Source organism: Pseudomonas sp. NPDC087336 (genome assembly GCF_044744285.1).
Classification (GTDB): Bacteria; Pseudomonadota; Gammaproteobacteria; order Pseudomonadales; family Pseudomonadaceae; genus Aquipseudomonas.
On sequence record NZ_JBIUYA010000037.1, the window covers coordinates 16490 to 32382 of the forward strand.

16 protein-coding genes are annotated in these 15893 nt (G+C 61.2%); 6 read left to right on the forward strand and 10 right to left on the reverse strand.

Annotated features, from left to right (window positions below; translation table 11 throughout):
* Window positions 1-77 precede the first annotated feature (77 nt).
* Window positions 78-455: a hypothetical protein gene (locus tag ACIO0C_RS26990; protein ID WP_046816499.1), complete on the forward strand. Its 378-nt coding sequence runs from the start codon at window positions 78-80 to the stop codon at window positions 453-455.
* Between the two features lie 135 nt (window positions 456-590).
* On the opposite strand, the gene ACIO0C_RS26995 is transcribed toward ACIO0C_RS26990, so the two are convergent.
* Window positions 591-800, reverse strand: coding sequence for a cold-shock protein (locus tag ACIO0C_RS26995; protein ID WP_008035470.1), 210 nt, complete (start codon window positions 798-800; stop codon window positions 591-593).
* 164 nt (window positions 801-964) lie between these two features.
* On the opposite strand from ACIO0C_RS26995, the gene plsB reads away from it, so the two are divergent.
* Genes plsB through ACIO0C_RS27010 form a run of 3 tightly spaced genes read left to right on the forward strand, consistent with a single transcriptional unit; the run spans window position 965 to window position 4632 of the window.
* Window positions 965-3469 (forward strand): glycerol-3-phosphate 1-O-acyltransferase PlsB, encoded by a 2505-nt coding sequence (plsB, locus tag ACIO0C_RS27000; RefSeq protein WP_401316811.1) that lies wholly within the window; start codon window positions 965-967, stop codon window positions 3467-3469.
* Window positions 3470-3520: 51 nt separating this feature from the next.
* A complete protein-coding gene (locus ACIO0C_RS27005) occupies window positions 3521-3919 on the forward strand; it encodes a YbaY family lipoprotein (protein ID WP_401316814.1) in 399 nt (132 codons plus the stop codon).
* A gap of 23 nt (window positions 3920-3942) precedes the next feature.
* The gene (locus ACIO0C_RS27010) at window positions 3943-4632 is read left to right on the forward strand and encodes a DUF4197 domain-containing protein (RefSeq protein WP_401316816.1); all 690 of its coding nucleotides are present in this window, start codon (window positions 3943-3945) and stop codon (window positions 4630-4632) included.
* Between the two features lie 272 nt (window positions 4633-4904).
* Here ACIO0C_RS27010 and ACIO0C_RS27015 read toward each other — a convergent pair whose 3' ends face one another.
* Window positions 4905-7970: an efflux RND transporter permease subunit gene (locus tag ACIO0C_RS27015; RefSeq protein ID WP_401316818.1), complete on the reverse strand. Its 3066-nt coding sequence runs from the start codon at window positions 7968-7970 to the stop codon at window positions 4905-4907.
* 6 nt (window positions 7971-7976) lie between these two features.
* On the reverse strand, window positions 7977-9077 hold the full coding sequence (locus ACIO0C_RS27020) for an efflux RND transporter periplasmic adaptor subunit (RefSeq protein ID WP_401316820.1): 1101 nt from the start codon (window positions 9075-9077) through the stop codon (window positions 7977-7979).
* Window positions 9078-9170: 93 nt separating this feature from the next.
* On the opposite strand from ACIO0C_RS27020, the gene ACIO0C_RS27025 reads away from it, so the two are divergent.
* Window positions 9171-9806, forward strand: coding sequence for a TetR/AcrR family transcriptional regulator (locus ACIO0C_RS27025; protein ID WP_401316823.1), 636 nt, complete (start codon window positions 9171-9173; stop codon window positions 9804-9806).
* A 126-nt stretch (window positions 9807-9932) separates the two neighbouring features.
* Here the strand turns inward: ACIO0C_RS27025 and ACIO0C_RS27030 are convergent, their stop codons facing one another.
* Entirely contained in the window at window positions 9933-10715 is a 783-nt protein-coding gene (locus ACIO0C_RS27030) for a class I SAM-dependent methyltransferase (RefSeq protein WP_401316826.1), read from the reverse strand.
* Between the two features lie 93 nt (window positions 10716-10808).
* Between ACIO0C_RS27030 and ACIO0C_RS27035 the strand changes: the two genes are divergently transcribed.
* Window positions 10809-11429, forward strand: coding sequence for an energy transducer TonB (locus tag ACIO0C_RS27035; protein WP_401316828.1), 621 nt, complete (start codon window positions 10809-10811; stop codon window positions 11427-11429).
* Window positions 11430-11432: 3 nt separating this feature from the next.
* Here ACIO0C_RS27035 and ACIO0C_RS27040 read toward each other — a convergent pair whose 3' ends face one another.
* The 6 genes from ACIO0C_RS27040 to adk all read right to left on the reverse strand — a co-directional run bounded on the left by ACIO0C_RS27040 (window position 11433) and on the right by adk (window position 15790).
* Window positions 11433-12101: an extensin family protein gene (locus tag ACIO0C_RS27040; RefSeq protein ID WP_401316830.1), complete on the reverse strand. Its 669-nt coding sequence runs from the start codon at window positions 12099-12101 to the stop codon at window positions 11433-11435.
* Between the two features lie 29 nt (window positions 12102-12130).
* Window positions 12131-12952 carry an isocitrate lyase/phosphoenolpyruvate mutase family protein gene (locus tag ACIO0C_RS27045; RefSeq protein WP_401316832.1) on the reverse strand — a complete coding sequence of 274 codons (822 nt, stop codon included), beginning with the start codon at window positions 12950-12952 and terminating at the stop codon, window positions 12131-12133.
* 33 nt (window positions 12953-12985) lie between these two features.
* Window positions 12986-13846 (reverse strand): DUF72 domain-containing protein, encoded by an 861-nt coding sequence (locus ACIO0C_RS27050; RefSeq protein ID WP_401316896.1) that lies wholly within the window; start codon window positions 13844-13846, stop codon window positions 12986-12988.
* Window positions 13843-14148, reverse strand: a complete 306-nt coding sequence (locus tag ACIO0C_RS27055) for a hypothetical protein (protein ID WP_401316834.1) — start codon at window positions 14146-14148, stop codon at window positions 13843-13845. The genes ACIO0C_RS27050 and ACIO0C_RS27055 overlap by 4 nt, the downstream gene beginning before the upstream one ends.
* Before the next feature lie 232 nt (window positions 14149-14380).
* Window positions 14381-15055 (reverse strand): tRNA (adenosine(37)-N6)-threonylcarbamoyltransferase complex dimerization subunit type 1 TsaB, encoded by a 675-nt coding sequence (tsaB, locus tag ACIO0C_RS27060; RefSeq protein WP_401316836.1) that lies wholly within the window; start codon window positions 15053-15055, stop codon window positions 14381-14383.
* A gap of 87 nt (window positions 15056-15142) precedes the next feature.
* Entirely contained in the window at window positions 15143-15790 is a 648-nt protein-coding gene (gene adk, locus ACIO0C_RS27065; protein ID WP_020799645.1) for an adenylate kinase, read from the reverse strand.
* Window positions 15791-15893 lie beyond the last annotated feature (103 nt).

Below are 15893 nucleotides of genomic sequence, written 5' to 3' on the forward strand. Positions count from 1 at the left end.
CCTTTTTGGTCTTGGGCAACGGCCCGAGGCCGGCTAAATCCGCGAATGGATTTTTCAGACACGCAGTGAGGACATCCATGCGCCAGCCCGATATCGAGATTTACCTGAAAGACGCCGACGTCGACCACAAGGCCATCTCGGCCTGGCTCGGCACGGCATTGGGCCCTTGCACCGACTGGGTGCAGAAAGGCCAGACCTACAAGTGCAAGGCCGGCAACGTGCCGGTGACCTGGTTGCCCAAGGCTGTAGGAAAGTGGAACAGCCTGTACCTGGAAAGCGACCAGACGCCGTGGGACGACGACATCGCCTGCGCCCGCGCCGCTTTTGCCGCGCTGAACGTCGAAGTGCGCTGCGCACCGGGCAGCTGGGTCGAGGAAGAAGGTGAGGAGACGGCGGATCGCTGGATTCGCATCAGCGCCGACGGTGAAGAAGAGATCACCTGGAAAACTGCCTAAAAGCTATACGTAAAACCTGTGGGAGCGAGCTTGCTCGCGATTGCGGTGGATCAGTCGATGTTGATGTCGACTGACACGGCCTCATCGCGAGCAAGCTCGCTCCCACAGTGTTTTTTTGGCATCTGAAGAATCGGTTTACAGACCCACCACATCCTCAGCCTGCAAACCCTTCTCGCCGGTCACCACCCCGTACTCGACCTGCTGGCCTTCAGTCAGCGAGCGGTGCCCCTCGCCGCGAATCGCGCGGTAGTGCACGAACACGTCCACCCCGTCCTCGCGTTGAATGAAGCCGTAGCCCTTGGCGTCGTTGAACCACTTCACATTGCCGGTTTCGCGCGTTGCCATCTCAGTACCCCCTTGTTTTTATTTTGAGCGGCCGAGTATATGACAGACACAGAAACACTCAACTACAGATTGGTTGACTGCTTTTTTGCCGATTTTCGACGAATCCGGCACACTGTCACACTCCCGAGCAAACGCTTGGTTTTATTCACTCACGCAGAAGCCGTATGACCCGCTCCCCGTTCCGCCGTCTTGTGTTTGGCACCCTGCGCCGACTGTTGTACCTCTGGGTTCGCTCGGAGACGATCAACCAGTCGTCGTTCACCCTCAACCTCGACCGCAGTCGCCCGGTGTTCTACGTCCTGCAAAACCCTTCACTGACCGACCTTGCCGTGGTCGACACCGAATGCACCAAGGCCGGCCTTCCGCGCCCGGTGCTGCCTGTCTCGGTGGGCAACCTGCTGGAACCGGCCGCGTTCTTCTACCTGACCCCGGATCCAGACTGGCTCGGTCGCCAGGACAAGCGCGGCGCCCCGCCAACCCTGACCCGCCTGGTCAGCGCCTTGAGTCAGGACGCCGCGGAAGACGCGCAGATCATTCCGGTCAGTGTGTTCTGGGGTCAGTCGCCTGACAGCGAAAACAGCCCGTGGAAACTGTTGTTCGCCGACAGCTGGGCGGTCACCGGGCGCCTGCGCCGCCTGCTGAGCATCATCGTGCTGGGGCGCAAGACCCGCGTGCAGTTCTCCGCGCCCATCCACCTGCGTGAACTGATCGATCACAACAAAGGCTTTGAGCTCACCGTGCGCATGGCCCAGCGAATTTTGCGGGTGCACTTTCGCAACCTGAAGGCGGCGGTGATCGGCCCGGACATTTCCCACCGGCGCAACCTGGTCAAGGGCCTGGTCAACCAGCCGCTGGTCAAGCAAGCGATCCTCGACGAAGCCGAGCGCGAGAACATCTCCCCGGAGAAAGCCAAGGCCCAGGCCCTGCGCTATGGCAACGAGATCGCCTCGGACTACACCTACACCGCGATCCGCTTCATGGAAGTGGTGCTCAGCTGGTTCTGGAACAAGATCTACGACGGCATCAAGGTCAACAACATCGAAGGCGTGCAGAAGGTCGCCCCGGGTTACGAAGTGATCTACGTACCCTGCCACCGCAGCCACATCGACTACCTGCTGCTGTCCTACCTGCTGTTTCGCAATGGCCTGACGCCGCCGCACATCGCCGCCGGGATCAACCTCAACATGCCCGGGATCGGCGGCCTGCTGCGTCGCGGCGGTGCGTTTTTCATGCGTCGTACCTTCAAGGGCAACCCGCTATACACCTCGGTATTCAACGAGTACCTGCACACCCTGTTCACCAAAGGGTTCCCGGTGGAGTACTTCGTCGAAGGCGGCCGTTCGCGCACCGGGCGCATGCTGCAACCGAAGACCGGGATGCTGGCGATTACCTTGCGCAGCTTCCTGCGTTCGTCGCGCGTGCCCATCGTCTTCGTGCCGGTGTACATCGGCTACGAGCGCGTGCTGGAAGGCCGGACCTACCTTGGCGAACTGCGTGGCGCGAGCAAGAAGAAAGAATCAATCTTCGACATCTTCAAGGTCATCGGTGCGCTCAAGCAGCGCTTCGGTCAAGTCGCCGTGAACTTCGGTGAGCCGATCAAACTGGCGCAGTTCCTCGACAGTGAGCAGCCGGACTGGCGCGAACAGGAGCTGGGCCCGCAGTTCAAACCGGCCTGGCTGAACGAAACCACCAACCGCCTCGGTGAAAAAGTCGCGCAGCACCTGAACGAAGCGGCGGCGATCAACCCGGTCAACCTGGTCGCGCTGGCGCTGCTGTCCACCAGTCGCCTGGCCCTGGACGATCGCGCCATGGCGCGGGTGCTTGATCTGTACCTGGCACTGTTGCGTAAGGTCCCGTATTCGCCCCACACCACCCTGCCGGAAGGTGATGGCCGAGCGTTGATCGAGCATGTGAAAGACATGCACCTGCTGTCCGAACAGAGCGATGCGTTGGGCAAGATCCTGTATCTGGACGAGCAGAACGCGGTCCTGATGACCTACTACCGCAACAACGTACTGCACATCTTCGCGCTGCCGGCACTATTGGCGAGTTTCTTCCAGAGCGCCTCGCGCATGAGCCGCGAACAGATCCTGCGCTACACCCGCGCGTTGTATCCGTACCTGCAAGCAGAGCTGTTTATCCGCTGGACGCTGGAAGAACTGGATGCAGTGATCGACCAATGGCTGCAAGCGTTTGTCGAGCAAGGCTTGCTGCGTTTCGAGAACGAGGTTTACCTGCGCCCGGCACCGAGCTCGCGGCATTTCGTGTTGTTGACGCTGCTGTCGAAAAGCATCGCCCAGACCTTGCAGCGCTTCTACATGACCGTTTCCCTGCTGCTCAACAGCGGCCAGAACAGCATCAGCGCCGAAGAACTGGAAGACCTGTGCACGGTCATGGCCCAGCGCCTGTCGATCCTGCATGGCCTGAACGCCCCGGAATTCTTCGACAAGAGCCTGTTCCGCCACTTCATCCAGACCCTGCTCGACCTTGAAGTGCTCAAGCGCGACGAGGCAGGCAAGCTGGGTTATCACGAGCTGCTCGGCGAACTGGCAGAAGGCGCGGCCAAGCGGGTGCTGCCGGCGGAGATTCGCCTGTCGATCCGCCAGGTGGCGTTGCACCGCAGTGAAGATGCCGCCGACCAACCCGCACCGCCCGAACAAACCGTCTAGATTGATCAAGGCGCCAGTCGGTTCTGGCGCCGTCGATACAGAGATCCCCCAATGAAAAAACTATCCCTGATTGCAGCGGCTGTACTGCTGACAGCCTGCCAGCACCCGACGCCGGCGCCCAAGGCATCCCTCGATGGCGAAGTGTTCTACCTGCAACGTATCGCGCTGCCACCGACGGCAATCCTCAGCGTCAGCCTGCAAGACATCTCACTCGCCGACGCCCCGGCGAAGGTCATTGACGAACAACGTGGCCCGGTCAAAGGCCAGGTGCCCCTGCCGTTCCACCTGAGCTACGACCCTCAGAAAATCGAGCCCAATCACCGTTACTCGATCAACGCGCGTATCGAAGTCGATGGCAAACTGCTGTTCATCACCACCGAGAATCACGCCGTACGCCTGGACGGCTCCGATCCACAGCCCGTGAAGGTCCGCGTTGACGCGGCCCGTTAAGTCTTTTTGAAAAAGGATTTGCCATGCTCCGCCCTACTCTACGTTTTACCGGCCTGTGCGCAGGCTTGATGATCTCTGCCAGCGCCCTGGCACTGTCCCTCAGCGACCTGTCGCAGAAAGACGCCACCGGCGGTCTCAAGGACGCCCTGACCCAAGGCGCGCAGCTGGCCGTGAAACAACTCGGCACCCCGGGTGGCTTCAGCAACAACCCGGACGTGAAGATCGAACTGCCGGGAAAACTGGGCAAAGTGGCCAGCAAAATGAAACAGTTCGGCATGGGTGATCAGGTCGATCAACTGGAAGCCAGCATGAACAAGGCGGCGGAAACCGCCGTGGTCCAGGCCCAGCCGATCCTCGTCGACGCCGTGAAGAAGATGACGGTCGACGATGCCAAGGGCATCCTCAGTGGCGGCAATGACTCGGCCACCCAGTACCTGAACAAGACCAGCCGCGAACAGATCCGCGCCAAGTTCCTGCCGATCGTCAAGCAAGCCACCGACCAGGTTGGCTTGGCCCAGCAGTACAACTCATTCGCCGGGCAGGCCGCGACCATGGGCGTGATCGACGCGAAGAGTGCCAACGTCGAAAACTACGTGACCGAGCAAGCGTTGAACGGTTTGTTCGAAATGATCGGCAAACAGGAAGAAACCATCCGCCAGAACCCGGCGGCGGCGGCGACCAGTTTGGCGAAGAAGGTGTTCGGCACGCTCTAAGCCACAACCCTGATCGTTCCCACGCTCCGTGTGGGAATGCATCCCGAGACGCTGCGCGTCACAGCACGCAGGACTCAAGCCTTGCGTCGACAGCGGAACGCGGAGCGTCCCCGGCGGCATTCCCATGCAGAGCGTGGGAACGATCAATCAAGAGGCGGCCTGGGAGCCGACCTGTGTTTTGTTGACCGTGTACATATCCATTGCTGCGCTAACGGATATGTACTCGAAAAACCAGAGCTTGGTCGGCCCAAAGGCCGCCAAGTCCAACGAACTCAAGCCGGTTCTTTCTTGACCCGGAACCAGGCCGCATACAACGCAGGCAGGAACAACAGCGTCAACGCCGTCGCCACAATCAACCCCCCCATGATCGCCACTGCCATCGGCCCGAAGAACACACTGCGCGACAGCGGAATCATCGCCAGCACCGCCGCCAGCGCCGTCAACACAATCGGCCGGAAGCGGCGGACCGTGGCTTCGATGATCGCTTGCCATGGCTTGAGCCCGGCAGCGATATCCTGCTCGATCTGATCCACCAGAATCACCGAGTTGCGCATGATCATCCCTGACAACGCGATGGTCCCGAGCATGGCGACAAAGCCGAACGGCTGGCGGAACACCATCAGGAACAACGTCACCCCGATCAACCCCAGGGGCGCCGTCAGGAACACCATCGCCGTGCGTGAGAAACTGCGCAACTGCAGCATCAGCAACGTCAACACCACCACGATGAACAACGGCACGCCAGCCTTCACCGAGTTCTGCCCGCGCGCCGAATCCTCGACCGTACCGCCGACATCCAGCAAATAGCCATCAGGCAGTTCAGCGCGGATCGGATCAAGGGTCGGCATGATCTGCTGCACCAGGGTCGCCGGTTGTTCCTTGCCATAGATGTCGGCGCGAACCGTCACGTTGGGCAGGCGATTGCGGTGCCAGATCACGCCCTCTTCAAAGCCGTATTCCAGAGTCGCGATCTGCGACAGGGCGACGCTGCGACCGTTGTCGGTCGGCACCGCCAGGCTTGGCAGCAGCGACAGTTCGGTGCGCTCATGCAAGGTGCCGCGCAACAGGATCTCGATCAACTCGTTGTCTTCGCGGTACTGGCTGACGCTGGAACCGGTGAGCGAGCTCTGCAGGAACTTCGACAGGTTCGCCGTGCTCACCCCCAGTGCCCGTGCACGGTCCTGATCAATGTTCAAATAGACGACCTTGCTGGGCTCTTCCCAATCCAGGTGGACGTTGACCACATGGGGGTTTTCGCGAACCTTGGCCGCGACTTTGCGGGCCAGTGCGCGGACTTCCTCGATGTGCTCGCCGGTCACCCGGAACTGCACCGGGTAGCCAACCGGCGGGCCGTTTTCCAGACGCGTGACCCGCGAGCGCAAGGCTGGGAATTGTTCGTTGAGGGTCATGATCAACCAGGCGCGCAGGGATTCGCGCTCTTCGATGGTTTTCGCCAGGACGACGAACTGGGCGAAGCTCGCCGCCGGCAATTGTTGATCCAGGGGCAGGTAAAAACGCGGCGAGCCGGTACCGACGTAGGCCACGTAATTGTCGATCCCGGCTTTGTCCTTGAGCAACGCTTCGAGGCGCTTGACCTCCTCGGCCGTGTTACTCAGGGACGCGCCTTCGGCCAGCTTCAGGTCGACCATCAACTCCAGCCGGCCCGACGCCGGGAAAAATTGCTGGGGCACAAAACGGAACAGCACGATGGAAGCAATGAACAGCACCACCGTCGCCGTGATCACGGTTTTACGCCAGCGCACACACCACTCCACCAGACGCCTGACGCGCTGGTAAAACGGCGTGCCGTAGGGGTCGGGTTGGTCAGTGCCATGTTTGGCCGCGTGAATTTTCGCCAGGTCCGGCAGGAGTTTTTCCCCCAGATAAGGCACGAAGAGCACCGCTGCCACCCATGACGCCAGCAGCGCAATGGTCACCACTTCAAAGATCGAACGGGTGTATTCACCGGTGCCCGATTGCGCGGTAGCGATCGGCAGGAAACCGGCGGCGGTGATCAGCGTGCCGGTGAGCATCGGGAAGGCGGTGCTGGTCCAGGCATAGCTCGCCGCCTTGATGCGGTCGAAGCCCTGCTCCATTTTGATCGCCATCATTTCCACGGCGATGATGGCGTCGTCCACCAGCAAGCCCAGCGCCAGCACCAGGGCGCCGAGGGAGATCTTGTGCAGGCCTATCCCCAGGTAATACATGCAGGCGAAGGTCATCGCCAACACCAGCGGAATGGCCAGGGCCACCACCATGCCGGTGCGCACACCGAGGGAGAAAAAACTCACCAACAGCACAATGGCCAACGCTTCGACCAACACCTGGACGAACTCGCCAACCCCGGTTTTCACGGCGGCCGGTTGGTCGGAGACCTTGCGCAGCTGCATGCCCGCCGGGAGATTCTTCTGGATGCGGGCAAACTCGATTTCCAGGGCCTTGCCCAGCACCAGAATGTCGCCGCCGTCCTTCATGGCCACGGCCAGGCCGATGGCGTCTTCACCCATGAAGCGCATGCGCGGTGCCGGAGGATCGTTGAAACCGCGGCGCACGTCGGCGACATCGGAGATGCGGAACGTACGATCGCCGACGCGAATCGGGAAGTTCTTGATCTCATCGACCGTCTGAAAATTCCCCGAGACCCGTAGCTGCAATCGCTCACTGGTGGTTTCGAAGAAGCCGGCGGTGGACACCGCATTCTGTTCCTCAAGGGCTTGTTGCACCGCCGCCAACGGCAACCCGAGGGTGGCGAGCTTGACGTTGGACAGCTCGATCCAGATCTTTTCGTCCTGTAAGCCGAGCAGGTCGACCTTGCCCACATCCTTGACCCGCTGCAGCTGGATCTGGATGCGGTCGGCGTAGTCCTTGAGCACGGCGTAGTCGAAACCCTCGCCGGTCAGTGCGTAGATGTTGCCGAAGGTGGTACCGAATTCATCGTTGAAGAACGGCCCCTGAATACCCGGCGGCAGGGTATGACGAATGTCGCTGACCTTCTTGCGCACCTGATACCAGAGTTCCGGTATATCCACCGAGTGCATGGAGTCTCGGGCGATGAACGTCACCTGTGATTCACCCGGGCGGGAGAACGACACGATGCGCTCGTACTCGCCGGTTTCCATCAGCTTCTTTTCAATGCGTTCGGTGACCTGGCGCGAGACTTCCTGTGCGGTCGCCCCTGGCCAGTTGGTGCGGATCACCATGGCCTTGAAGGTGAACGGCGGGTCTTCGCTCTGACCCAGCTTGGTGTAGGACAGTGCGCCGACGATCGCCAGCAAGAGCATCAGGAACAGGACGATCTGGCGATTGCGCAGCGCCCAGGCGGAAAGATTGAAACCCATCGGGGATTACTCCTTGTCCGCCAGATTGACCACGCGGTTGGAGCGATCCACCGGGCGCACGGGCTGCCCGTCGAGAAGCACATGGACACCGGCGGCCACCACCCAGTCGCTGGCATTGAGACCTTCGAGGACCGGAACGGTTTTCTCACCGAAGGCGCCGACCCGCACCGGGGTCTTCTTCAAGGTGTTGTTGGCGCTTACCACCCAGACATAGGTCACGCCGTTTTCCGCAGTCAACGCCGACAGTGGCACTGACAACGCAACGGCTTGGGCGGTCTGCACGAAGACACGGGCACTCTGGCCGAGTTCGACCGGCACCTTGCCCGCATTGAAGGCGATACGCGCAGCGAAGGTGCGCGACTTTGGATCGGCGGCCGGCGACAGTTCGCGGATGTGCCCGACGAAGCGCTGATCCGGTTGCGTCCAGAGTTCCACCGAAACCGGTTGGCCGACCTTGAAGCGGCCGAAGCTTGCCTCCGGCAGGCTGATCAACACTTCACGCTCGCCATCGGTGGCCAGGGTAAACACCGTTTGCCCGGCCGCGACCACTTGCCCGACTTCCACCGATCGCTTGGCGACTACGCCATCCTGCGGCGCCCGCAACACCGCGTAACTGGCCTGATTGGTGGAGACGTTGAACTCGGCCTTGATCTGTTTGAGACGCGCTTCACCGGACCGGTACAGGTTTTCGTGATTGTCGTACTGCGAGCGGCTGACCAGCTGGCGCTCCATCAACGTCTTATAGCGATCACGCTCGGCGCGCACCATGTTCAGGTTGGCCTCGGCGGCCGCGACCTGGGCGCGGGTGGCCTCCAGTTGCAGGCGCACGTCCTGGGGATCGAGCTCCGCCAGCGGTTGATCGGCCTTGACCCGCTGCCCTTCGTCGACCAGTCGTCGGCTGACTTTCCCGCCAATGCGGAACGCCAGGTCCGGCTCAAAGCGGGCGCGAACTTCACCGGGATAACTTTCCATCGCCTGGGTCGAAGGCTCTGGCTGGACCACCATGGCCGGTCGAATGCTGACGACAGGCGCCTCTTCGTGACCGCACGCGGTCAATAAAAACGCCAGGGTGACTGGCAACGCGAGGGGCAAGGCATAGCGGAACATGGTGAAGGACCTTTCGCCAATGGTGCTTGGAATAATTATACTGACGAGTATGTTATTAATAGCAAACTCACCAGTCCAGTAATAAAAGCGAATATGCCGAACAATCTTTCAGCACCCAATGGCCCGGGCCGCCCCAAGGATCTGGCCAAGCGCCAGGCGATCCTCGATGCAGCGAAGACGCTGTTTCTGACCAAGGGATATGCCAACACCAGCATGGATGCTGTCGCAGCGCAGGCCGGGGTGTCGAAGCTCACGGTCTACAGCCACTTCAACGACAAGGAGACGCTGTTCTCCGCCGCCGTGATGGCCAAGTGCGAGGAGCAGTTGCCGTCGCTGTTCTTTGAATTGCCGGAAGGCGTGCCAGTGGAAACGGTGCTGCTGAACATCGCCCGCGGCTTTCACCAGCTGATCAACAGCGACGAGTCGGTGAACCTGCACCGATTGATCATGGCCCTGGGCAGCCAGGACCCGAAACTCTCGCTGATCTTCTTCGAAGCCGGGCCGCAACGCATGCTGCACGGCATGGAGCGGTTGCTGGCCAAGGTCGACCAGAGTGGCGTGTTGTGCATCGACAAACCGCGTAATGCGGCGGAACACTTTTTCTGCCTGCTCAAGGGCGCGGCGAATTTTCGCTTGCTGTATGGCTGCGGTGAGCCGCTGACCGGGGACGCGGCCGAGAGCCATGTGCAGGAAGTGGTGGGGTTGTTTATGCGGGCATATCGGCCCTAGCGGTGATCGTTCCCACGCTCTGCGTGGGAACGCCTCAGGGGACGCTCCGCGTTCCAGCTCTCGAATGGGACGCGGAGCGTCCCGGGCTGCATTCCCACGCAGAGCGTGGGAACGATCAGCTTCAACTTATGGCTTGAGCGCTTTCTTCGGATAAATGTCATACCGGCTGGATTTGCCATCCAGCGCATGACTGGGCTTGGGCCCCTCAATGCATGGCGCCTTGCGCGGACGCTTGACCACCACCCGGTGGCTGGCTAAAGCCAATGCCGCGGCGAGCAACGCCGGCGCATCCGGATCATCTCCCACCAGCGGGCGGAACAGGCGCATTTCCTTTTTCACCAACGCGGTTTTCTCACGATGGGGGAACATCGGGTCGAGGTAGATCACCTGCGGTGGTTCGCCTTCCCAATTGCGCATCACCTCGATCGAGTTGCCCTTGAGCAAGCGCATGCGCGCCACGATGGGCGCTACGTCGAAATCTTCCGCGCCCCGGGCCAGGCCATCTTCGAGCAAGGCACCGATCAAGGGCTGACGCTCGATCAGGCTCATCTCGCAGCCAAGGCTGGCCAGCACGAACGCATCCTTGCCCAGTCCCGCGGTGGCATCCAGCACACGCGGGCGCACGCCTTGGGCGATGCCGACGGCCTTGGCGATCATCTGCCCGCTGCCGCCACCGTACAACCGGCGATGCGCCGCGCCACCCTCGACGAAATCGACCCGCACCGGGCCGGGCGCATCCGGCCCCAGCTGTTGCAGTTGCAAACCCTGGTCACCCACCTGCAACGCGAACTCGCCATCCGCCACTTGCAGCGGCAGGCCCAGACGCTCGGCCCATTGCTCGGCCTGGGGCTCGAAGGCCGCGCCCAGCGCCTCGACATGGATGCGGCAGGCCGCAGGTTGATCAATCATCGGAAAACACGCTCAAAAAATTAATGATCGGCAAAAACGGCCGATAACAAAACTATCGAGCATTTTGCCAGAGCTGAGCGTCGACCGAGAGAAATGTCAGACATTCAACCCACAATCACAGGTTTTATCTCGCCCTACGGCGATTACAACCTGCGAAATACCCAGGCACTGAGCGGCGTCAGTCACATCTGGCAGGATTTCTTTGCCCGTGCACTGGCCGAACAGTCGGGTGAAGTACTACCACAATCGTTGAATTTTCCACCGGTCGATCTGCAAAGCCCGGTTGAACCCACCATTGGCAGTGACCTGCTGGCGCACATCGTTTCCCAGCGCGAATGCGATGTGAAGGACAACGAAGTTCGCCCGCCCGAGCCGCTGTTCCTGCCGATTGCCGAGTTCGAACTGGACCTGGCCGACAAACCATTCCCGCCTTTCCCCGCCGAAGAAATCGTTGCCCAGCAACAACAGCAGGACTTCGAGAGCGGCTGGGTGCGTCCGATCGTGCTCGCCGCCGGTCAACCGTTGCCAGAAGCCGGCCCGGCGCCGCAACCGCGCCCGCTGCACCTGCCCATCGCCGAGTTCGAACTCGATCTGCTGGACAAGCCGTTCCCGCCGTTCTCGCCTGAAGAATTGGTGGAGCAACAGAAGCAATTCGATTTCGATAACGGTTGGGCACGCCCGATCATCCTGCAGAACCTGCGCCTCGCCGCATAAAACTCAACGACAGACCCACCACGGCCCGACATCCAGATGAAAGTGATTGCGGTGGGCAGCGTTGTAATCGGGACTCAACACCACGCTGAACAGGCCGCAAGCGCCATCGCGGACCTGCCGTAAAAATCTGGCATCCTGATTATCCTTCGGCCAATCCTTGAGCACGCTGATGGTCCGGCCGTCAGCCAGGCGAAAACCGGCGATGTCCAGCGCATTGGCTGACGCATGCTGGCTACGCCTGCCATTCTCGCGACTGTAGACATTGCGACAGGCAAAGCTGCCGAGGTGGTCGACCCGCGTGACCGCTTGCCCGTAGACCGCTTGCGCCGCCGGTTGCAGCGCGTGATGCTCGAACAGGGCAAATGCAACAGCGAGTCGACAGCTGGCGAGGAAACTGCTGCTCAGGGCCACGTCACTGCCCTGCACACGCAGGGCATTGGTCAGTGGACATTTGGCGTCCGGGCTGTCGGCTTGATGGCTCACGCGCAATCCGGAGCTGCTCAAGGCCTGATCGCACAGCTGCGGATCAGCGCGCAGTCGCATCAGTTTGTAGCGGGTCAGCAGGTTGGGTTCGGCCTTGACGTCCAGCGGCGCCCAGGGATTCCACTGCGGCGGCAGGGAGATCCAGCCGCGCCAGGTGCCCACTCCTGCCGCTGCAATGATCAACAGCATCAGCAGCAGCCACCCGCGAAACCGCACCGTCAGCCTTTGAAAAACTGATTGGCCTGGGCGTACGGCATGGAGCGCGACGTGAAACCGAACGTGCCCGCCGTCTTGATCTCTTCGGCGGCGCGGTAGAACTCGCCTAGCGCCGCCAGGGCCAGCGCCGAGCCGACACTGATGCGCTTGACGCCCATTTCGCTCAGTTGCTCGACCGAAAGCTTCAAACCACCGGACATCAACACGTTGACCGGTTTCGGCGCCACGGCGCGAACCACGGCCAATACCTCTTCAGCGCTGCGCAACCCTGGCGCATACAACACATCGGCACCGGCTTCGGCAAACGCCTGCAAGCGGCGGATCGTATCGGCCGGATCCGTTTTGCCATGCAGATAGTTCTCGGCCCGGGCGGTCAGCGTAAACGCGAAAGGCAGGCTGCGAGCGGCAGCGACGGCGGCCTCGACGCGCGCCACGGCATGTTCGAAGCAATAAATCGGAGCGTCCGGACGGCCCGTGAAGTCTTCGATCGAACCGCCGACGGCACCGGCGGCCGCGGCTGCCTGAATGCTTTGCGCGCATTCGGCGGGATCATCGGCAAAGCCGTTTTCCAGATCGACCGCTACCGGCAGGTCGGTGGCGGCGACAATTGCCCGGACGTTGGCCAGGGTGTCGTCCAGCGTCAGGCCGCCATCGGGGCGGCCCTTGGAAAAAGCGTATCCGGCGCTGGTGGTCGCCAGCGCCTCGAAACCCAGGCTCGCGAGCATCTTTGCCGAACCGGCATCCCACGGATTGGGAATCACAAAGGCCCCATCGCGTTCGTGCAAGGCTCTGAACGCTTGGGCTCGAAGGGTTTGCGCATCCATTGGCAGGCTCCTCTGAAGGGAAACGGGTCCGTTTCAGAGCAAGCCAAGTTGCTCCGCCGCGGGCTCTCTGTATAGCTCAGGCAGCGCCGGCAAGCCAGGCAGACGCAGCATCAGGCGCGCGTGAAAACGTTGTGCCAGCTTCGCCGCGAGCACATTGTCGGCGGTGTGCAGGAAGATGTAGGGCGTACGGCCCTCTTCGATCCACAGGGCGATTTTCTCCACCCACGGCACCAGAAACGGTTCATTGGCCTCAAGCTGCGGATGACCGATGAAACGCACCTGCGGGAACTGCGTGAATGCTGCCGGGCGCGGCGGCACGCGGGGCTTCTTCGATTGGGCGTGCAGCACCGAGGGCTCGGTCGAGGTACAGCTGAACAAGGCACGGGGATCAAGACAGATGCGCTCGACACCCCGATCGAGCAACAGGCGATTGAGCGTCCGCTCGTTCTCGCCCTTGGCAAAGAAGTCGTCATGCCGCACTTCAACCGCCAGTGGCCGCTGCAACGCATCGATGAATCCGGCCAGCTCGGACAAGCGTTGTGGCGTAAAGCCCTTGGATAGTTGCAGCCACAGCGGCGCCACCCGCTCGCCCAGCGGGCTGAGCAATCGGGTGAAGGTGTCGGCGGCGGTCAGTTGTTCGCGCAGGTCACCGCCGTGGCTGATCTCGCGGGGAAACTTGGCGGTGAAGCGAAAGTGTGCGGGCATGACCTCAGCCCATCGTTGCACAGTACTGGCAGAGGGACTGGCGTAGAAGGTCGTATTGCCTTCCACGGCGTTGAACACTTGGGAATAGAGATTCAGAAAATCGGCAGGCCTGGCGGCTGGCGGGTAGAGGTAATCACGCCAGGCGTTTTCGCTCCAGGACGGGCAACCGAGGTAGTAAGGCAACATCAGATGTACAGGTCGAGGCCCAGCACTTGCGCATCCCAATCGACGAAACTGGCGGTGCTCAGGTAACTGGCCAGCGCCATTGCCACGCTTTTGCTCATCGCGCGGTGATAAAGCATGTCCTGCTGACGGGCGGGAAGATTGCTCAGCTTTTGCGCAGCGGCTTTAGCGGCACGGGCAGCCAGTTGTTCTTCGGTCGCGAATTCCAGCTCGCCTTCGATATCGACGGGCTCGTCTTCCACCCGCGGACCTTTGCGAGGCTTGCGATTGATGGGATAGGACTGAGAGGAAACGCCGTCTATACGCATAGGTGCATGCTCGGTATCAGTAATGGCAGTCTAGTGGCACATAACCCACATCGCAAACTGCCGAGTGATAACTAGAACACATAAAAGGCAAAAGGTTTAAAACGCGGGGTTAGAAACAGACGATTGGCTTCGTCAGATAGATCGCCATCGCGGGCAAGCCCGCTCCCACAGGGTTAGTGGAGATCCTGTGGGAGCGGGCTTGCCCGCGATGGGACCAAATCGGTCGCGGAAATTAACGCGCCTTCGGCGTCGCCACTTTATCGCGCAGATAAACCGGCTGCGCCTCATCGGCCACAATCGCTTCGCCACGCTCCCAGGCAAATCGCGCCAAGGTCAGCAAATCTTCGGCATGAGGCAGCATGCCCGCGTCCTGCCCACTCAGGGCGACGGCGATACGCTCGGCATAACCCCAACCGGTGCCCGCACCGAACCACTCACCGCTGGCATCGACCGGCAATGCAGCGACTTCCGGTGGCAATACCGCTTCAGCGCCGACCAGGCGCATCTCCCCTGCCGTTTCGCGGTAGCAGCCCCAATACACTTCATCCATCCGCGCATCGATGGCCGCCGCGACCTGGCGGGCGCCGTGTTCGCGATAGGCGCGTTGGGCCAGCACGGCCAGGTTCGACACCGGCAATACCGGGCGATCGAGTGCAAACGCCAAGCCTTGCACCACGCCGATGGCAATCCGCACGCCGGTGAACGCACCCGGCCCGCGACCGAAGGCGATGGCATCGACTGCTTGCAGGGTGGTGCCGGCATCGGCGAGCAGCTGCTGGATCATCGGCAGCAGCTTCTGTGCATGCAGGCGCGGAATCACCTCGTAATGGCTCGTCACTTTGCCGTCATGCAGCAAGGCAACAGAGCAAGCTTCAGTCGCGGTGTCCAGGGCCAGCAAGGTGCTCATCGATGTTTCCACAAGAGAGATCAGAAAAAAGTCCGTCAGTATAAACAACTACGGCCCGCAAGCGGGCCGTAGAAGATCAAGCTGTTTTCAGCTCAGGGCAGCCAGCACCTTGTCGGTGATCGCTTCAACCGAACCGACACCTTCGATATGGCTGTACTTCGGCTTGCCGTTGGCAGCCGACAGCTTCTGGTAGAAGTCCACCAGCGGTTTGGTCTGCGAATGGTAGACCGACAGGCGATGACGCACGGTTTCTTCGGTGTCGTCCTTGCGCTGCACCAGTTCTTCGCCGGTGATGTCGTCCTTGCCAGCGATTTTCGGCGGGTTGTAGACGATGTGGTAAACGCGACCGCTGGCCTCGTGAACACGGCGACCGGCGATACGCTGCACGATCTCTTCGTCTTCAACGGCGATTTCAACCACAGCATCGAGCTCGACACCGGCAGTCACCAAGGCTTCAGCCTGGGGAATGGTGCGCGGGAAACCGTCGAACAGGAAACCGTTGGCGCAGTCGGACTGGGCGATACGGTCCTTGACCAGGGCGATGATCAGGTCATCGGATACCAGGCCGCCAGCATCCATGATGCTCTTGGCCTTGATGCCCAGCTCGGTGCCAGCCTTGACCGCGGCACGCAGCATGTCGCCGGTGGAGATTTGCGGAATGCCGAATTTTTCGGTGATGAACTTAGCCTGAGTACCTTTACCGGCCCCGGGAGCTCCCAGCAGAATGACGCGCATCGATGTGCTCCTCAATTTTTATATGGATAACGTCAGATTCGCCTCGTGGGGCCAATCTCAAAAATAGGGTCGTGACCGCCCAAACGGCCAAAGGCTGATCAAG